Raw genomic sequence first — 20344 nt, forward strand, 5'->3', positions numbered from 1 at the left:
TCAGGATTGATTGCGCAGCGTGCCGACCAGCCCGGCGATGCTGGATAGATCGCGGAAGTTCGCTGCGGTCACCTCGGTCGGTGGAATGCGGACGCCGAGGTGATTTCGGATGTGCGCCACCAGCCGCGCCATTTTGATCGAGTTGAGCACGCCCCATTCCACTAGCGGAGTGCTGCTGGTCAGGCCGTCGGCTTCGCCGGGACCGAGGAGTTCGGTACTGACATACTCGGTCAATTCGGCGAGCAGATCGCCGACGTCAGAATCTCGCATGGCGGTGATCGGATGCTCCTTTCGTGGGGTACATCGGCCCGCTTCAGACACCGGTTCCGCTGCGGCCCCGCGTCACAGAGCATGCCCTGCGCGATCCGATCGGGCAAGTCCGTCGCGTCCCGAAATAGATTGTCCGACTCGCGAATACATGTTTAGATTGCGGACCAGCGGTAGCCGATCGCATCGGCCCGGATGAGTCGACCCGCTGATGGAACTGGAAGCCAAATAGAACATGTTCTACATTGGTGACGAAGTGTAAGTTGGTTACGGAGGAGTCGCAAGGTGGCGCAGGGCGACAACCCTTCGCGGCGAGATCACTTGGTGTGCGCGGCGATTCGGGATCGTCGTTGTGGTGTGGATTGCGCCGATGTTGGGTTGCTGATCCAAAGGTGTTGTCGTCACCGCGAATTCGATAGCGGAGGCGCATAAGTTTCAGGGGCAGGCTGCGGGGGAGATTGGGAGTTCACGTGGCTGATCCGGATGCCGTCGCGGTAGTCGGAATCGCAGGCAGATTTCCTGGTGCCGATTCGGTGACGGATTTGTGGAGGATGCTGGTAGCGGGCGATCATGTCGAAGCCGGACTACCCGACCACCGTCGGCTGCTATTGCCGGATGCGCAGGCACACAGGGAGTTTCGCGCCAATTTCCTGGAAGACATCGACATGTTCGACGCCGAGTTCTTCTCCTCGGCGATGTCGGATGCCGCGGCCGCGGACCCGCAACAGCGGCTCATGCTCGAACTCGGCTGGGCGGCGTTCGAGGACGCAGGACTGATCCCCGGTGATTTCCGCGGGCACCGAGTCGGGGTCTTCGTCGGTGCCATGTGGGACGACTACGCCGAACTCACCCGCGGCGAGTCGGGCGCGGTGTCCGCTGGCACGGCATCCGGAATCCAACGCAGCCTGATCGCTAACCGACTGTCGCACTTCCTAGGTGTCGACGGGCCGAGCCTGGTGGTCGACACCGGGCAGTCTTCGTCGCTGGTGGCACTGCACCTGGCGTATCAGAGCATCCGCACCGGCGAGTCGGAGCTGGCCGTCGCGGCCGGGGTGAACGTGATCCTGAACCCGCAGAACTCCACCGTTTTGGCTGAATGGGGCGGACTTTCGCCGGACGGCAGGTGCTTCACGTTCGACGGCCGTGCCAATGGCTTCGCGCGTAGCGAAGGGGCGGGCGTGGTGCTGCTGCGGACGCTGTCGAGCGCGCTTGCGGAGGGCAATGAGATCTACGGTGTGGTGCGTGGCAGTGCGGTGGGACACGGCGGCGGTGCCGATGTGACGACGCCGAGTGTCGAAGCGCAGCGCGACGTGCTGCGCAGGGCCTACTGCGCGGCCCGCATCGAGCCTGCCGACGTTCAGTACGTGGAACTGCACGGATCCGGGACGCGGGTAGGGGATCCGATCGAAGCGGAATCACTCGGGTCGGTTCTGGGCGCCACGGCGAACCGCACGCAGGACTTGGTTGTCGGAAGCGTTAAGGCCAACATTGGGCACCTGGAAGGCGCGGCAGGCATTGCCGGTGTCATCAAAACCGTGCTGTGCCTGAAGAATCGGCGGCTGCCCGGCATGCCGGATTTTGTCGCGCCGAATGCCGATCTATCGTTGGCCGAGCGGGGATTGGCGGTTCGGACCGCGCCGGGGTCGTGGCCGAGTCCGGACCGGCCACTCGTCGCGGGCGTGAGTTCCTTCGGCATGGGTGGCACGAACTGCCATGTGGTGCTGTCGGATTGGCAGCCCACCGCAAGTGCGCCCGAACCCATGGCGACCGGCCGTTCGATCCCCTGGGTGGTGTCGGCGCGGAGTGAGCACGCGCTGCGGGCGCAGGCCGGCCGGTTGCACGAATACCTGCGAGACGGCGCAGATCTGGATCCGGTGGATGTCGGCCGGTCGCTGGTGTCGACGAGATCACTGTTCGAGCGGCGGGCAGTGCTGTGGGGCAGGGATCGGGAAGCGCTGCTGGGTGATCTGGCTGCGATGGCAGCCGGGAAAACCGCTGACGGTGTGGTCACCGGCGCCGCCGAGACCAACCCGGGTGGAGTGGTTTTCGTGTTTCCGGGTCAGGGGTCGCAGTGGGCCGGAATGGCGCGAGCGATGCTGGTCGATTCGCCGGTCTTCGCGGCGGAACTGGGCGCGTGCGACGACATCCTGACGCCGTTGCTCGGTTGGTCGGTGCGCGATGTGCTCCTCGGTGCGGGCGGCCCACTGGATGCTGAGCGTGATGATGTGGTGCAGCCGGTGCTGTTTGCGGTGATGGTGGCGCTGGCGGCGGTGTGGCGTTCGCTGGGTGTGGTGCCCGACGCGGTGGTCGGCCATTCGCAGGGGGAGATCGCGGCCGTGTGTGTGGCGGGCGGATTGTCGCTGGGCGATGCCGCGCTGATCGTCGTGCGACGCAGCCGGCTCCTGGCGGAGCTGGCGGGTACGGGTGGCATGCTGTCGATTCCCTTGCCGTGCAGCGAAGTTGCCGCACGGTTGGCGACATGGGGTGGACGGCTGTCGGTGGCGGCGGTGAACGGTCCGCGGCATGTCGTGGTATCCGGTGCCCGCGCGGATGTCGACGAGTTCTGTGCGACTCTCGTGGCGGAAGGCGTCGAGGTTCGCCGGATTCCGGTCGACTACGCCTCGCACTCGGCACAGGTGGAGCAGGTCCGGGAACGGATGTTGTGCGAATTACACACCGTCACACCGTGTTCGGCGGATGTGCCGGTGTGGTCCACGGTCACCGGTGGGCCGGTGGACACCGCGACGATGGATGCCGAGTACTGGTACCGCAATCTGCGCGAGACGGTGGAATTCGAGCGGGCGGTGCGCGGGCTGTCGGCGACCGGGCACGGGGTTTTCGTGGAGGTGAGCCCGCATCCCGTGCTGATCTACGGGATGGAGGAGACGGTCGCGGACAGCGGCGCTGTGATCGCCGGTTCGCTCCGGCGCGATCACGGTGGGCTGGACGAACTGCTCCGGCAGGCTTCGCGGATCTTCGTGCGGGGTGCCCGGGTGGACTGGGATTCGGTGTTCTCCGAGTCGGTAGGCAAGCGGGTGCGGCTGCCCACCTATGCATTCCAACGTCGGCACCACTGGCTGGGCAGCCGCCTGCGACCGGCCGGGCAGCGGTTGCCCTCAGCGAGCCCGACCACCATGTTGGGGGTGCAGTTGGCCGCATTGCCTGCTGACCAGCGACTGGCGGCGGTGCGCGAGCTGATCCGGGATGAAGGCGGGCGGATACTGCGCACCGAGCTCGCGCGGCCGGATGCCGAGACAGCCGTCTTCACCGACCTGGGCTTCGATTCGGCCTCGTCGGTCGAATTGCGCAACCGGCTCGGCTCGGCGCTCGGAATACAGCCCGCCGCAGGCGTCATGTTCAACTACCCGACGATCGACTCGCTGGCCGGGCAGTTGTGCGGGCAGCTGGCGGGTGCCGACGGCGAAAGCACTGAATTACCCTCCGCTGTAGCTACTTCGGATGATCCGGTGGTCATCGTGGGCATGGCCTGCCGGTTCCCCGGGGGGATCAGCTCACCCGACGCGCTGTGGGACCTGGTGCGGCGAGAGGGCGAGGTGATCTCGTCCATGACCGAATCCCGCGGCTGGCGGTCCGGCGGCTACCGGGGCGGATTCCTGAGCGACGCGGCCGATTTCGACGCGGGTTTTTTCGGGATCAGTCCGCGCGAGGCGTTGGGGATGGATCCGCAGCAGCGGCTGTTGCTGGAGTCGGTGTGGGAGGCGTTGGAGGATGCGGGTATCGACCCGGTGTCGTTGCGGGGCAGCGCCACCGGTGTATACGCGGGATTGGCGGCGCAGGACTACGGGCCGCGAGGCGCGTCGTTGACGGGGGTGACGCCCAGTGTCGCCTCGGGGCGGGTCGCGTACAGCCTGGGATTGGTCGGGCCTGCCGTGTCGATCGATACGGCGTGTTCGTCCTCGCTGGTGGCCGTGCATCTGGCGGTGCAATCGCTGCGGTCTGCGGAGTGCTCGCTGGCATTGGCGGGCGGCGTCACGGTGATGTCGACGCCGCACATGTTCGTCGAATTCGCGCGCCAGGGCGGGCTGGCGGCAGACGGCAGATGTAAGCCGTTCTCGGCGGCGGCCGATGGCGTGGGGTGGGCGGAGGGGGTCGGAGTGCTTGTGCTGGAGCGGCTTTCCGATGCGCGGCGACATGGCCATTCCGTGCTGGCGGTCGTGCGGGGCAGTGCGGTGAATCAGGATGGTGCGTCGAATGGCCTGACCGCGCCGAATGGTCCGTCGCAGGAACGGGTTATCCGTCAGGCGTTGGCGAATGCCGGGCTGGCCGCATCCGAGGTGGATGTGGTCGAAGCACATGGCACCGGCACTCGGTTGGGCGATCCGATCGAGGCCGAGGCACTGCTGGCGACCTACGGACAAGATCGGTCTGTGCCGGTGCGGCTGGGTTCGGTGAAGTCGAATATCGGTCACACCCAGGCGGCCGCGGGCGTTGCCGGGATGATCAAAATGGTGCTGGCGATGCGGCACGGGATGGTGCCGGCCACGTTGCACGCGGAGGAGCCGTCGCCACACGTGGATTGGTCTGCCGGTGCGGTGGAGCTGTCGATCCGACCACATGAATGGACGACCGGCGGCCGGCCTCGGCGTGCGGCTGTGTCGTCGTTCGGGATCAGTGGCACGAACGCGCACGTGATCCTAGAGCAGCCCGCGACAGCCGATACCGGCTCGGCCGACGAGGCGGCGGGAACCGGACGGGCAGCGGTGCCGTGGGTGGTGTCGGCGAAGTCGGCATCGGCGTTGCGGGCGCAGGCGGCTCGGCTGCTCGGGCATGTGCGGGATCGGGATCTCGATCCGGTAGATGTGGGTTGGTCGCTGGTGTCGACGCGGTCTTTGTTCGCTCATCGTGCAGTGGTGGTCGGCCGGGATCGAACCGAACTGCTGGCGGGGCTGGACGCCGTCGCGGCGGGAGAAACCCACGGCGGCACCGTGATCGGCACCGCGGCGAACTCTCGGCTCGGCTTGGTGTTCGCCGGCCAGGGCTCCCAGCGGGTCGGCATGGGACAGGAGTTGTACTCCACCTTCCGGGTGTTCGCCGACGCATTCGACGAGGTGTGCGAGCAACTCGACCCGCTGCTGGGCAGCGCGTTACGTGATGCGGTGTTCTCGGGGGCGGGCCTGGACGACACCGCATTGGCCCAACCCGCGCTGTTTGCGGTGGAAGTGGCACTGTTCCGCCTGCTCGAATCGTGGGGCGTGGTACCGGATGTCGTGTTCGGGCATTCCGTCGGCGAGATCGCCGCCGCGCATGTGGCCGGGGTGCTCGGCCTGACAGACGCGTGTGTGCTCGTTGCTGCGCGCGGCAGGCTGATGCAGGCGCTGCCCACCGGGGGAGTGATGGCGGCGGTGCAGGCCGGTGAGCAGGAGATCGAGCCGCTGATGGCCGGTCGGGAATCCGAGTTGGGCATCGCGGCGGTCAATGGCCCGTCATCGGTAGTGGTGTCCGGTCGCGCGGAGGCGGTGGCCGACATCGTCGAGCAGTTGCGGTCACGAGGGCGCCGGACACAACGGTTGCGCGTGAGCCACGCATTCCACTCTCCGCTTATGGCGCCGATGCTCGACGAATTCCGGCGTGTGGTCGTCGAATTGGACTTCGCGCCGCCACGGCGGCGGATGATCTCCACGGTCACCGGGCAGATGCTGGACGCGGATACCCTGTCCGCCCCGGACTACTGGGTCGAGCATGTGCGGCGCACTGTCCGCTTCGCGGCCGCAGCAACCACAGCACACGATGCGGGCGTTGATTCGTTTCTGGAAGTGGGACCGGATGCGGCGCTGTCGGTGGCACTGACCGACAGCCTGCCCGGCACGGTGCTCGCCGCGGCGGCAATGCGCCCCGACCGCTTCGAGCCCGCACAACTCCTCACCGCCGTGGCCCAGGTGTTCGCCCGTGGCATTGCGGTGGACTGGAATTCGGTGTTCGCGGGATCCGGTGGCGTCCGCGTCGGCCTGCCGACCTATGCGTTCGAGCGCAAGCGGTTCTGGTCGGATCCGGCGGGCCAGGATTCGGCGGGCCCGGATACGGCCGGTCATCCGTTGCGGGGCACGGCGGTCGACATGGCCGACGGGGGTGTGATCGTGACGAGTCGGTTGTCGTCCACCACGCAGCCCTGGCTGGCCGACCACGTCGTGCACGAGTCGGTTCTGCTTCCTGGCACCGCAGTGGTGGAACTGGTGATCGCGGCAGGTGATCGCGCCGGGTTCGGGCGGGTTGCGGAGCTGAGTCTGGCTGCCCCGCTTGTCGTTCCGGAGCGCGATGAAGCCGAGATCCAGGTAGTGGTTTCGGCGGCTGATGACCGGGGCCGGTGTGCTGTCGCCGTGTACTCACGCCCCGTACCGGGCCAGGGTGGGTGGACACGGAATGCGACCGGAGTACTGACCACCGACGTGCACGTGGCACGGTCGGACTTGCGAGTGTGGCCGCCGGTGGATGCGGTGGAGCTCGACGTGACCGGCACCTACGAACGGCTCGCCGATCACGGCTACCGCTATGGTCCGGCGTTTCAAGGATTGCGTCGAGTATGGCGGCGCGGCGCGGAGATCTTCGCCGAAGTGACCGCTGCGGGGGAGGGCGCGGGATTCACGGTGTCGCCGACGCTATTCGACAGCGCGCTGCATGTACTGCTCCCGGGTGTCATTGATGCGGATCGACCTGGCGGCGTGCCATTTTCGTGGACCGGAGTGAGTGTGGCCGCGACGGGCGCGGACCGTGCTCGGGTGCGAGTGGCCCCGGTGGGAGCGGACGCGGTGTCGGTAGAACTCGCCGACCATGCGGGCAGGCCGGTGGTGACCGTGGATTCGCTGGTGATGCGTGCAGTCTCCGCGGATGCGCTGCATGCTGCGATTGGGGCGCACCATGATTCGCTGTATCAACTGGAGTGGGCGCCGTTCGCGTTGCCGGAGGGCCGCGGCGGCCAACCGGATCGAGTGTTCGTCGGGTCGGGTGACGTAGCGTGGCTCGATCCGGCGGCGTTGGGTGTTCGGCGTTCGTTTGACGACCTGCATGAGCTACGAGCAGCACTCGACGCCGGAGAGCCCGCTCCCGTGGTGGCGATAACAGCACTGCCGGTCCATGGGCACGAGACCGTGGCGGATGTGTACGGCGCCGTGCACGACGTACTTGCACTGGTGCAGGACTGGTTGGCGGAGACACGGCTGGCCCATGCCCGATTGGTGATTCTCACCCGCGGTGCGACGGGGATCGGTGGCGACGACATGGCGGCCGCGGCCGTGTGGGGCCTGGTGCGTTCGGCGCAGACCGAGCACCCGGACCGCTTCGCGTTGATAGACGTCGACGAGTTCTCGCAGTCATCGGCGCTGGTGGCCACGGCGGTGGATTCGGCTGAGCCGCAAGTTGCGCTGGTTTCCGGGCAAGCCCGTGTCCCGCGTCTCGCGCAGGCCGCCATCGCACCGCTTTCCGCGACTGCTGGCGGTGGTTCGGCCGGCGCGGTGTGGGATTCGGAGGGGACCGTCTTGATCACCGGCGGGTCCGGTGGGTTGGCGACGATGCTGGCTCGCCATCTGGTGGTCGAGCACGGGATTCGGCACCTCGTGCTGGTCAGCAGACGTGGTCTCGCCGCCGCCGGCGCGGCTGAGTTGCGTGCGGAGTTGGTCGATCTCGGCGCCGAAGCGGTCTCGATTGCCGCGTGCGACATCACCGATCGCCGAGCCCTGGCGGCCGTGCTCGCGTCCGTCCCCGCGCAGCATCCATTGCGGGTGGTGGTGCACGCGGCGGGCATGCTGGATGACGGTGTCGTGACATCGCTGTCCGCGGAGCGGGTGGATACGGTGTTGGCACCGAAAGTGGCCGGTGCGTGGAATCTGCACGAGCTCACGCGCGGCCACGATCTGACCGGATTCATCCTGTACTCCTCGGTGTCCGGGGTGCTCGGCACGGCCGGGCAGGGCAACTACGCCGCGGGAAATGCGTATCTGGATGCGCTGGCGCGGCACCGGAATCGGCTCGGCCTGCCCGCTACCGCGCTGGCGTGGGGCCTGTGGGAGCAGGCCAGCGGGATGGCGGCTCATCTCCGGGACGCCGATCTGCGCCGAATGTCGCGTGGGGGAATTGTTCCGATGGGATCCACGCAGGGTTTGCGGTTGTTCGACCAGGCGTTGACGCTCGGCGCGGCCGCGGTTGTCCCAGCGCGACTGGACGTCGCGGCCCTGCGGGACGAAGCGGGCACGGTTCCAGCTGTTCTGCGTGGATTGGTTCGGACTTCCGCCCGCCGTGCGGTGGCGGTTGGCGGGGTGGATGAGTTGTCGCTGCGGGAACAACTGTTCGGCGTCGAGCCGGAGCAGCGGCTGGTGCTGGTGGGCGGGTTGGTTTCCGGTGCGGTGGCCGCGGTGCTCGGGCACGCGCAGACGGATATCGGGGCGGGACGGGCGTTCAAGGAGTTGGGTTTGGATTCACTGGCGGCGATCGAGCTGCGCAACCGGTTGACCGAGTTGACCGGGGTCGCGCTGCCGACCACCCTCGCCTTCGACTACCCGACGGTCGAGCACCTGACCGACTATCTGGCGCGGGAACTAGATGCGGGTGAGAGCCCGCGCGCGTCGGTTTTCGACACCATGGACGCGCTCGAATCCGCTTTGCCGGATGTTCTTTCCGACGAATCCCGGCGGAAGGAGGCGGCCGTCCGCCTCCGGCAGTTGCTCGACCTGTGCAAAGAACCGGGTACGCCCGCCGACGATGTGGATCTGGACGCCGCGACGGATGACGAGCTCTTCGCGCTTGTCAACGAATCCAACTGAGCCGCACCAGATCTACCGCGCGTGACCGCGTCGACCTTCGAGGAAGTATCCCCATGAGTATCGAAGACAAGCTCCGCGAACATCTCAAGCGGTCGATTACGGATGCGCGTGACCTTCGCAGCCGTTTGCGCGATGTCGAGGACCGACAACGCGAGGCTGTGGCGATTGTCGGTGTGGGGTGTCGCTTTCCGGGCGGTGTCGAGTCGGCCGAGGGATTGTGGGGGCTGGTCGCCGACGGGGTGGATGTGGTGTCGGCGTTGCCGGTTGATCGGGGGTGGGATCCCGACTTGTTCGATGCCGATCCGGATGCGGTGGGCAAGAGCTATGCGCGTGCGGGCGGGTTTCTGTACGACGCGGCCGATTTCGATGCGGGCTTCTTCGGGATCAGTCCACGTGAGGCGTTGGGGATGGATCCGCAGCAGCGGTTGCTGCTCGAGTCGGTGTGGGCGGGGTTGGAGGATGCGGGGATTGATCCGGTGTCGTTGCGAGGCAGTGCGACCGGCGTCTTCACCGGAGTCATGTACCACGACTACGCACCGCCCGCCGGACGCGCACCCGCCGAGATCGAAGGCGCGATTCTGACCGGAACCGCGGGCAGTGTTCTCTCGGGTCGCGTCGCTTACACCTTGGGTCTGGTCGGCCCTGCCGTGTCGGTGGATACCGCCTGCTCGTCGTCGCTGGTGGCCTTGCATCTGGCGGCGCAATCACTCCGTTCGGGCGAATGCTCGCTGGCATTGGCGGGCGGGGTCACGGTGATGTCGACACCCGAGACGCTGATCGAGTTCTCCCGGCAGCGCGGTTTGGCGCCGGACGGGCGTTGTAAATCGTTCTCGGCCGACGCGAACGGGGTGGGGTGGTCGGAGGGTGTCGGAGTGCTTGTGCTGGAAAGGCTTTCCGATGCACAGCGGTTGGGGCATCCGGTGCTGGCGGTCGTGCGCGGTAGCGCCGTTAATCAGGATGGTGCGTCGAATGGCCTGACCGCGCCCAATGGTCCGTCGCAGCAGCGGGTGATTCGTCAGGCGTTGGCAAACGCCGGTGTTGTCGCCGCCGAGGTCGATGTGGTGGAGGCTCACGGCACTGGAACGACGTTGGGCGATCCGATCGAGGCGCAGGCCTTGCTGGCGACGTATGGGCAGGATCGGCCGGTCGATCGCCCGCTGTGGCTGGGTTCGATCAAGTCGAATATCGGTCACACTCAGGCCGCGGCCGGTGTGGCCGGGGTGATCAAGATGGTCGAGGCGATGCGACGAGGGGTGGTGCCGAAGACCTTGCATGCGGATCAGCCGTCGCCGCACGTGGATTGGTCCACCGGTGCGGTGGAGTTGTTGACCGAACCCAGAAGATGGGAACGGTCCGGTCGGCCGCGCCGTGCCGGGGTGTCGTCGTTCGGGATCAGTGGGACGAACGCACATGTGATTATCGAGGAGGCGCCCGCCGAGGTAGCCGACGACAGGGTGGATGCCCCGGCGGGCGGCGCAGGCTCAACAGTGCGGCCGGAAATCCCGGTCGTGCCATGGGTGGTGTCGGCGAAGTCGGCATCGGCGTTGCGGGCGCAGGCGGCTCGGCTGCTCGGGCATGTGCGGGATCGGGATCTCGATCCGGTAGATGTGGGTTGGTCGCTGGTGTCGACGCGGTCGTTGTTCGCTCATCGTGCAGTGGTGGTCGGCCGGGATCGAACCGAACTGCTCGCCGGGTTGGGTGCGGTAGCCGGTGGCGAGAGCGGCGGAGACATCGGCATCGGATCGGCCGAAGCCGCGACGAGCGAGGTCGTTTTCGTATTCCCTGGCCAGGGATCTCAGTGGGCCGGCATGGCGCGGGGCGTCCTGGCCGACTCACCGGTATTCGCAGAGGCTTTGGCGCGCTGCGACCGCGAACTGACTCCCTTGCTCGGATGGTCGGTCGTGGATGTCGTGCGCGGTGCCGAGGAGAAGTCTTTGGACAGAGCCGATGTCGTACAGCCGGTGTTGTTCGCGGTGATGGTGGCGTTGACGGAGGTGTGGCGGTCGCTCGGCGTGGTGCCGGCTGCCGTGGTTGGGCATTCACAAGGGGAGATTGCCGCGGTCTGTGTGGCGGGAGGCCTGTCGTTGGCCGACGCGGCACTGATCGTTGCCCGACGCAGCCGACTGCTGGCCGAACTGGCAGGCACCGGCGGGATGCTGTCGATTCCGCTGGCGCGCGATGCGGTGGAGGCCGCACTGGCGAGATGGGGTGGGCGGCTGTCGGTGGCGGCGGTGAACGGCCCACGGACCACGGTGGTGTCCGGCGAGATCGGGGCGGTGGACGAGCTGTGCGCGGCACTCGAGTCCGAAGGGGTCGCGGTTCGCCGGATTCCGGTCGACTACGCATCGCATTCGGTGCAGGTCGAGCCGGTCGGTGCGCAGTTGACGAACGAATTACGCAGTGTCACACCGCTTTCGGCACAGGTGCCGGTGTGGTCCACGGTCACCGGCGGGCGGCTGGACACCACGGCAATGGATGCCGTGTACTGGTACCGCAATCTCCGCGAGCCAGTGGAATTCGAGCGCACGGTGCACGGCCTGGCGGCCGCGGGGCACACAGTGTTCGTCGAGGTGAGCCCGCATCCTGTCCTGACCGCCGGGGTGCAGGACATCGTCGAGGATCGAGGCGGGGCGGCCGCGGTCTTCGGAACCCTGCGGCGTGATCGCGGCGGACTGGATGAGCTGCTCCGGCAGGCATCCGGGATGTTCGTGCACGGTGTTCCGGTGGACTGGGCCGCGGCATTGCCAGGTGGGCGGCGTGTGGCGCTGCCGACGTACGCGTTCGAGCGGAAACGGTTCTGGCTGCGGCCGGTTGCCGGAGTCGCGGACCTCGCGGGGGCCGGCCTGACGGTCGGCGGGCATCCGTTGCTCGAGGCGGCCGTGGAGCTGGCCGACGGTGGCCTGGTTGCGACGGGACGACTGTCCTCGGCGAAGCACACGTGGCTCGCCGATCACGCGGTGTCCGGGGTGACGGTGTTGCCGGGGACCGCGTTCGTGGAGTTGGTTGTCGCGGCCGGAGATCGGGTCGGTTGCGGGCGGGTCGATGACCTGACTTTGACGGCCCCGTTGACCGTCCCGGAGCGGGACGAGGTTCGACTTCAGGTCGTGGTGGCCGCGCCGGACGATGCGGGCCGGCGGGTGGTCGCCGTGTATTCGCGGCTGCCTCGCGGGGCAGGGGCGCAGACCGACTGGACGCTACACGCGACGGGGATGCTCGGCGCCGGATCGGGTACGACGGCGCGGCAGTTGCCGGAGTGGCCGCCGATCGGTGCGGCCGAGGTCGAGCTTACCGGCGCCTACGAGCGGGTTGCCGAACACGGCTACGAGTACGGCCCGGCATTCCAAGGATTGCGGCGGGTATGGCGACGCGACGACGAAATCTTCGCCGAAGTGGTGCTGGCGGAGGCACACAGCGACGAGTTCGTGCTGCACCCGGCCCTGTTCGACAGCGCGTTGCATGCCTTGCTGCCCGGTGTCGTCGAGCCGCAGCGGCAGGGCGGCGTGCCGTTTTCGTGGAGCGGGGTGCGCATCCACGCGCACGGCGCGACGCGCCTGCGGGTTCGATTGTCACCGGTGGGGCAGGAGGCGGTGTCGGTAGCACTGGCCGACGACGCGGGTGAACCGGTTGCGACGGTGGAGTCGCTTGTGCTGCGGGAGATCTCGGCCGCATCCTTGCGGGCGGCGGATAAGTCGCCGCACGATTCGCTGTACGAGCTGGACTGGGTGCCGGTCACAGTGCCCGATGGTGCGCGGAGTCGGTGGGATCAGGTGTTCATCGGAACCGACGCCGCGCCGTGGACGGATCTCGCCGTGATGGACAGCGGCAGATCATTCGCCGACCTGTGGGCGCTGCGGGATGCACTGGGGTCGGGAGCACCGGTGCCCGCCGCCGTGGTGGTGGCGATGCCGACGCGTGCCGGAGATGTGGTCGAGGACGTGCACGGCGCCGTGCACGACGCGCTTGCGCTGATCCAGACCTGGCTCGCCGAACCACTCTTCGCGGACATCCGGTTGGTGGTCCTGACCCAGGGTGCGGCAGTACTCGACGACGACGGGGTCGCAGACCGCACGTGTATCGGTGCGCCGACGGGTGGTTTTGCCGGTGCGGCGCTGTGGGGTCTGCTGCGCTCGGCGCAGACCGAGAACCCGGACCGCTTCGTACTGATCGATCTGGATAATTCCCCGCGGTCATGGGAAATGTTGCCCGCCGCAGTGGATTCGGCCGAACCGCAGCTGGTGCTGCGCGACGGGCTGGCCCGCGTTCCCCGCCTCGCCCGGGCGACGACCACCGCGCTCGCGGCACCCGACGCACCGAGCTGGCGGCTCGACGCACCGGACGTGGGCGCGATCGACGCGCTGGCGCTGGTGCCGAGCGACGCCGCAACGGTGCCGTTGGCGCCGGGCCAGGTCCGGGTCGCGGTGCGGGCCGCTGGAGTCAACTTCCGCGACGTGCTGATGGCATTGGGGATGTACCCGGGCGACCTGGTGCTCGGCAGTGAAGGGGCGGGTGTCGTCCTGGAAGTCGGTGCGGCAGTGCACGACCTGGCTCCGGGCGACCGGGTGATGGGTGTGTTCCTGCGCGCGTTCGGCCCCGTGGCGGTCGCGGATGCGCGGATGCTTGCCCCGATGCCTGCCGGCTGGTCGTTCCCGCGCGCCGCAACCGTGCCGGTGGTCTACCTGACCGCCTACTACGGATTGGTCGACCTGGCTGGACTGCGTGCGGGTGAAACGGTGCTGGTGCACGCGGGTGCCGGTGGCGTCGGCATGGCCGCGATTCAGCTGGCCCGCCATCTCGGCGCCGAGGTGTACGCCACCGCGAGCCCGGCCAAACACGGCATCCTGCGCGGACTCGGGGTGGACGAGGCGCACATCGGGTCTTCCCGCTCGATCGAGTTCGAAGCTCGGTTCCGTACGGCGACAGCGGGGCGGGGCGTTGATGTCGTACTCAACTCGCTCGCCCACGAATTCGTCGACGCGTCGCTGCGGCTGACCGCGGCGGGCGGACGGTTCGTGGAGATGGGCAAGACCGACATCCGTCAGCCCGAAGAGATCGCCGGACACCACCCAACGATCACCTACCGCGCATACGACCTGCTCGATGCCGGGCCCGAGCGCATGGGGCAGCTGCTCGCCGAGGTCTTGGAGCTGTTCCGGCAGAAAGAATTCCAGCCGCTGCCCGCCAGGGTGTGGGATATCCGCCGGGCCCGTGACGCCTTCCGGTTCATGCGTGAAGGCAGGCACGTCGGGAAGAATGTGCTCGGTATCGACGCGGTCTGGGATCCGGACGCAACCGTGCTGATCACCGGGGCATCCGGGGCGTTGGGGGCGATGCTGGCTCGCCACCTGGTTGCCGAGCACGGGATTCGGCACCTACTGCTGGTGAGCCGGGGTGGGTCCGCGGCGGTGGCGGGGTTGCGATCGGAGTTGCTCGAGCTCGGTGCGGTGAGTGTCACCGTCGCGGCGTGTGACGTCGCCGATCGGGAAGCACTGTCGGTGGTGCTGGATGCGGTTCCGGGCGAACGACCGTTGCGGGTGGTGGTCCATGCCGCGGGCGTGCTGGATGACGGTGTGGTGACGTCGTTGTCGGCGGAGCAAGTGGACCGGGTGCTGGCGCCGAAGGTGGCGGGTGCGTGGAACTTGCACGAACTGACCAGAAATCATGATCTGACGGGGTTCATCCTCTACTCGTCGCTGACCGGGCTGATCGGGACGGCGGGCCAGGCAGGCTATGCGGCAGGGAATGCGTTCCTGGACGCGTTGGCTCGGCATCGGAGCGGTCTCGGGCTGCCGGGGACATCGCTGGCGTGGGGCTTGTGGGAGCAGGCCAGTGGAATGACCGGTCATCTTCGTGCCGCCGACCTGGATCGGATGGCGCGCGGCGGGATCGCCGCGCTCGATGCCGAACAGGGTCTGCGGTTGTTCGACGAGGCGGTGGCAATCGGCGCTGCTGTGATCGTTCCGGCACGTCTCGATCCCGCGGCGCTGCGGGCGAATCCCGGTGGGGTATCGAGCGTGTTGCGGGGACTGGTGCGGGTTCCGGTGCGGCGCATGGCGATCGGGTCGGCAGTGCATGGTTCGTCGTGGCGGGAGCGGCTCGCCGGTCTCGTTGCCGAGCAGCGGCTCGTGCTGCTCGGCGAGCTGATAGCCGGTGAGGTGGCGGCGGTCCTCGGACATGAGAAGACAGCTATCGGGGCTGGCCGCGCGTTCAAGGAATTGGGGTTCGATTCGCTGACGGCAGTCGAATTGCGTAATCGGCTGACCAAGCTGCTCGGGGTCAAGCTACCGGCCGCGCTCCTGTTCGACCACCCGACCGTGACCGAGCTCGCCGAATTCCTGAGTGGACTGTTCGGGTCGAGGGTGAGTCCTACCGTATCGGTGCGGGCGTCGACTGTCGGCACCGATGGCGACGCTGTGGCGATTGTCGGTGTGGGGTGTCGCTTTCCGGGCGGCGTCGGGTCGGCCGAGGGGCTGTGGGGGTTGGTCGCCGACGGGGTGGATGTGGTGTCGGGGCTGCCGGTGGATCGCGGGTGGGATCTCGGTCTGTTCAGTTCCGATCCGGATGCGGTGGGCAAGAGCTACGCGGTGTCGGGTGGGTTTCTCTATGACGCCGCGGAGTTCGATGCGGGGTTCTTCGGGATCAGTCCGCGGGAGGCATTGGGGATGGATCCGCAGCAGCGGTTGTTGCTGGAGACGGTGTGGGAGGCGTTGGAGGACGCGGGGATTGATCCGATGTCGTTGCGAGGCAGTGCAACCGGTGTCTTCACCGGGGTGATCGCGCAGGATTACGGGCCCGCGGTCGGTGCGGTGCCACCGGAATTGGCCGGGCTGTCGTTGACCGGGGTCACGACGAGTGTGGCGTCGGGCCGCATTGCCTACAGCCTGGGTTTGACCGGCCCTGCTCTGTCGGTGGATACCGCCTGTTCGTCGTCGTTGGTGGCGCTGCATCTGGCGGCGCAATCACTCCGATCAGGTGAATGCACGCTGGCATTGGCGGGCGGGGTCACGGTGATGCCGACACCGAGGACCTTCGTGGAGTTCTCCCGGCAGCGGGTCATGTCGCCGGACGGCCGCTGTAAGTCGTTCTCGGCCGCCGCCGATGGAGCGGGCTGGTCGGAGGGTGTCGGAGTGCTTGTGCTGGAAAGACTTTCCGATGCACAGCGGCATGGCCATCCGGTGCTGGCGATCGTACGCGGGAGCGCCGTGAATCAGGATGGCGCCAGCAACGGTTTGACCGCCCCCAACGGTCCTGCGCAGCAACGGGTTATCCGGCAGGCGTTGGCGAATGCCGGTGTCGCCGCGTCCGAGGTGGACGTCGTCGAGGCGCATGGAACGGGAACGAGATTGGGTGATCCGATCGAGGCCGAGGCACTGCTGACGACCTACGGACAGGATCGGCCCGCGGATCGGCCGCTGTGGCTGGGATCGATCAAGTCGAATATCGGTCACACCCAGGCCGCGGCCGGTGTGGCCGGGGTGATCAAGATGATCGAGGCGATGCGGCGAGGCGTGCTGCCGAAGACCCTGCACGTGGAACAGCCTTCACCGCAGGTGGATTGGTCGGCCGGTGCCGTCGAGTTGTTGACCGAGCCGCGTGCATGGACAACCGAAGGACTGCCACGGCGTGCGGCGGTGTCATCGTTCGGCATCAGCGGAACGAACGCGCACGTGATCCTGGAGGAACCGCCGACCGAATCGATGGCCACTGCGACCGCCGCGGCGCCACGGTCGACGACAGCGGTCGTGCCGTGGGTGGTGTCGGGGAAGTCGGGCGCGGCCTTGCGGGCCCAGGCTGCTCGGTTGCTCGCGCATGTGCGTGATCGTGATGTCGATCCGGTGGACGTCGGTTGGTCGTTGGCATCGACGCGGTCGATGTTCGCCTATCGTGCGGTCGTCGTCGGCCGGGATCACGCCGAACTGCTCGACGGCCTGCGAGCGGTTGCTTCGGAAGAAACCGACGGCGACGGCCCGATGCCAGGGTCCGATTCCGGAGTCGTGTGGGTATTTCCAGGACAGGGATCGCAATGGGCCGGGATGGGCCGAGTGTTGCTGGCCGACTCGGCGGTGTTCCGGGAGCGGCTGGCCGACTGTGATGCCGCACTCTCGCCCTGGATCGGTTGGTCGGTGCGCGATGTGCTGATGGGCGCGGAGGGCGCGCCGGAACTCGACCGTGTCGATGTGGTGCAACCGGTGCTGTTCGCGGTCATGGTGTCGCTGGCCGCGGTCTGGCGGCGCTGGGGTGTGACGCCGTCGGCGGTCGTCGGGCACTCCCAGGGGGAGATCGCTGCGGCCTGTGTGGCGGGTGCGCTATCGCTGCGCGAGGCGGCGCACGTAGTCGCGGTGCGTAGCAGCGCACTGCGAGAACTCGCCGGTGACGGCGGCATGCTGTCGGTCGCATTGCCGGAGTCCGACGTCCATGTGCGTCTCGGCACGTGGCGCGGCGCGGATCAGGTGTCGATCGCAGCGGTCAACGGCCCCGACACCGTGGTGTTGTCGGGTCCGGCGCAGGCCCTCGACGGCATCGAACGAATGCTGACCGAGCAGGAGATCCGGTGCAGGCGAATCCCGGTGAACTATGCGTCGCACTCGGCGCACGTCGACCAGATCGAACAGGCACTGGTCGAGCAGCTGGCGGTGATCGAACCACAGCAGGCAGAAGTGGCGTTCTATTCGACCGTCACCGGCGGGCAGATCGACACGGCGACGCTCGATGCGTCGTACTGGTTCGCCAACCTACGCAGCACCGTTCGTTTCCATGACGCCGTCGCCGCGCTGGCCCGTGCTGGGCACCGCACGTTCCTGGAGGTCTCCCCCCATCCGGTACTCGTCTCGGGGATCGCCGAAACTCTCGACACGGCAGCGGAACCCGGTGTGGTAGTGGGCAGTCTGCGACGTGCGGAGAACGACAGTGAACGCCTGCTCGGCACCGCGACCGAACTGTGCACCACCGGTATCGATATCGACTGGGCGAGCGCACTATCGGATATCGGGCTGGCCGGGCGGCGAGTGCCATTGCCTACGTATGCCTTCCAACGTCAGCGGTTCTGGTTCGCCGCAGGTGCCGAACCAGGCTCGACCGCGTCGGATGGCGTGGACGAGCATTTCTGGCGGTTGGTGGAGCAGGGTGACACACAGGAGTTGGCGAACAGGCTCACCGCCGGCTCCGACGGGGTTGCCGCCGAAGCATGGCTGCCGGTGCTGCCCGCGCTGCGGTCGTGGCGCAAGGCACAGCAGGCCCGCGCCACAGTAGATGGATGGCGGTACCGGGTCGAGTGGAAATCCGGCACCGACAGCGACGTCGCGGTCGCGGCGGGTACCTGGTTGCTCGTTGCGCCCCACGAATGCGACAGGGCCGCGACAACCGAACAGTGCGCCGCGGCGCTGCGGGCACGCGGTGCCGATGTCGTTGTCGTCACGGCGCCTGACGACGCCTCGGTCGGTGACCGCGCGCAGTGGCGGGCTCGGCTGCTCGACACGGTCGCGAAATCGATTGGCGGGACGGATCTTGTCGCGGGGGTGGTGTCGCTGCTGTCGACCGTTTCGCGCCCGCTCTCGGCTTCGCCTGCGCTGTCGGTGGGTGTGGCCGGGACGCTCGGCTTGGTGCAAGGTATGGGCGACGCCGGACTGGAACGGCCGCTGTGGTGCGTGACGAGCGGAGCGGTATCGGTCGGCGCGCCGGATGTCCTCACAGATCCGGCACAGGCGGCGGTGTGGGGCCTCGGCCGGGTTGTGGCACTGGAGCACCCCGCTCGCTGGGGCGGATTGATCGATCTCCCCGCCACGATCGACGGGCGCACCTGGGATCGTGTCTGCACCGTCGTGGCGGGCGCCGAGGATGAAGATCAGGTCGCGGTGCGGCCTTCCGGGGTGTACCTGAGGCGGTTGGTGCCCGTGCCGGCGACGACCGCGCAGTCGTCGACGTGGACACCGACGGGCACCATCCTGATCACGCTCGGTGCGGACCGGCTGGGTGCGCACACTGCGCGGTGGCTGGCCGGATTCGGCACCGCGCGCCTCGTCGTGGTCACCGGCGATCGCGACGCGGCGGCCGTAGCGGAGCTGGCCGCGGAACTCGAGGCCAGCGGGACACCCGTACGGACCGTCACCGATGACCTCACCGATCGGCCCGCGCTGACCCGCATTCTGGACGGCATTTCCGCCGAGCATCCGTTGACTGCCGTATTCCATACCGCAGCAACGACATTCGACAGATCGGTCGATGAACTGGAGGCCGCCTCGTTTGCCGAGGCAGTGGCGGAGAAAGTGATCGGGGCGAGGGTACTCGACGAACTCCTCGCCGAGCGTGGCGGGGAGGTTGCGCTGGTGTCGTTCTCGTCCGGCGCCGGAGTCTGGGGTGCCGGTGGCCGAGCCGCTGACGCGGCGGGCAGCGCCTACCTCGACGCCCTCAGCGAATACCGCCGCAGCGCAGGCATGCCCGCAATGACGATCGCCTGGGGCATGGTGGCCACCGGTGACCCGATCGACGCCGATACGAGCAGGCAGTTCGATCGACTCGGGCTGATCTCGATGCCCGCCGAGCTCGCGACCGCCGCGCTGCACCAGGCCATCACCGCCGAGGAGACGACGTTGGTCGTGGCCGACGTCGACTGGTCGCGGTTCTACCCGGCCCTCGCCATCGCGCGTCCGCGTCCCCTATTGCACGGCCTGCCCGCGGTCGCGCAACTGTTGGCGGCAGAGGGCGCGTCGCAGCAGCTGGTATCGGACGCCGGATTCGCCGCACGGCTGGTAGACCTGCCCGACGACGAACAGCGCGCGACCATCGTGCGGCTGATCGGGGCCCACACTGCGGCTGTACTCGGCCACACCACCACCGATGAACTCGATGCCGAACAAGCCTTCCGCGACCTCGGCTTCGACTCGCTCACCGCGGTCGAGCTGCGTACCCGGCTGAACAAGGCCACCGGGCTGCGGCTACCGGCGACCGCGGTCTTCGACCATCCGACACCCGCCCTGCTCGCGCGGCACATCCGAGAAGCGTTGCTGGGCAATGGATCGACCGTGATGACCATGGTGGACGACCTGGAAGCGGCGATGGTGTCGATAGCGGCCGACCGAAGCCTGCTCGACGAGGTGCGGCGCAGACTCGCGAAACTGGCGAACCCGGTATCGGACGTCCACCCGGACGCGGACCACGACGGCGGCGGACTCTCGGAGCTGATGTCGATGGACGACCACGATGTCTTCGATGTCCTGCGTGACGAATTCGGCATCTCATGAGTGAGCGCAGCGAGCGAGCAATCGACACAGCGGACATCTCGGTCATGACGGAGCCGAGCCACAGCGAGGCGC

3 protein-coding genes are annotated in these 20344 nt (G+C 67.8%); 2 read left to right on the forward strand and 1 reads right to left on the reverse strand.

Translation table 11 applies throughout. The features are described 5' to 3' along the window. On the reverse strand, window positions 1-270 hold the full coding sequence (locus ABZ293_RS31175) for an acyl carrier protein (protein ID WP_355186483.1): 270 nt from the start codon (window positions 268-270) through the stop codon (window positions 1-3). Between the two features lie 467 nt (window positions 271-737). On the opposite strand from ABZ293_RS31175, the gene ABZ293_RS31180 reads away from it, so the two are divergent. Together ABZ293_RS31180 and ABZ293_RS31185 are read left to right on the forward strand one after the other, a co-directional pair. After that, window positions 738-9038, forward strand: a complete 8301-nt coding sequence (locus tag ABZ293_RS31180; RefSeq protein WP_355186485.1) for a type I polyketide synthase — start codon at window positions 738-740, stop codon at window positions 9036-9038. A 53-nt stretch (window positions 9039-9091) separates the two neighbouring features. Next, window positions 9092-20272: a type I polyketide synthase gene (locus ABZ293_RS31185; protein WP_355186487.1), complete on the forward strand. Its 11181-nt coding sequence runs from the start codon at window positions 9092-9094 to the stop codon at window positions 20270-20272. The last annotated feature ends 72 nt before the right edge of the window (window positions 20273-20344 follow it).

It is taken from the genome of Nocardia sp. NPDC005998 (assembly GCF_040614395.1).
In the GTDB taxonomy this organism is placed as follows: domain Bacteria; phylum Actinomycetota; class Actinomycetes; order Mycobacteriales; family Mycobacteriaceae; genus Nocardia.

Coding starts and splice junctions, on each gene's coding strand:
- ABZ293_RS31185 (WP_355186487.1), top strand. CDS start 9,092: ATGAGTATCGAAGACAAGCTCCGCGAACATCTCAAGCGGTCGATTACG.
- ABZ293_RS31175 (WP_355186483.1), bottom strand. CDS start 270: ATGCGAGATTCTGACGTCGGCGATCTGCTCGCCGAATTGACCGAGTAT.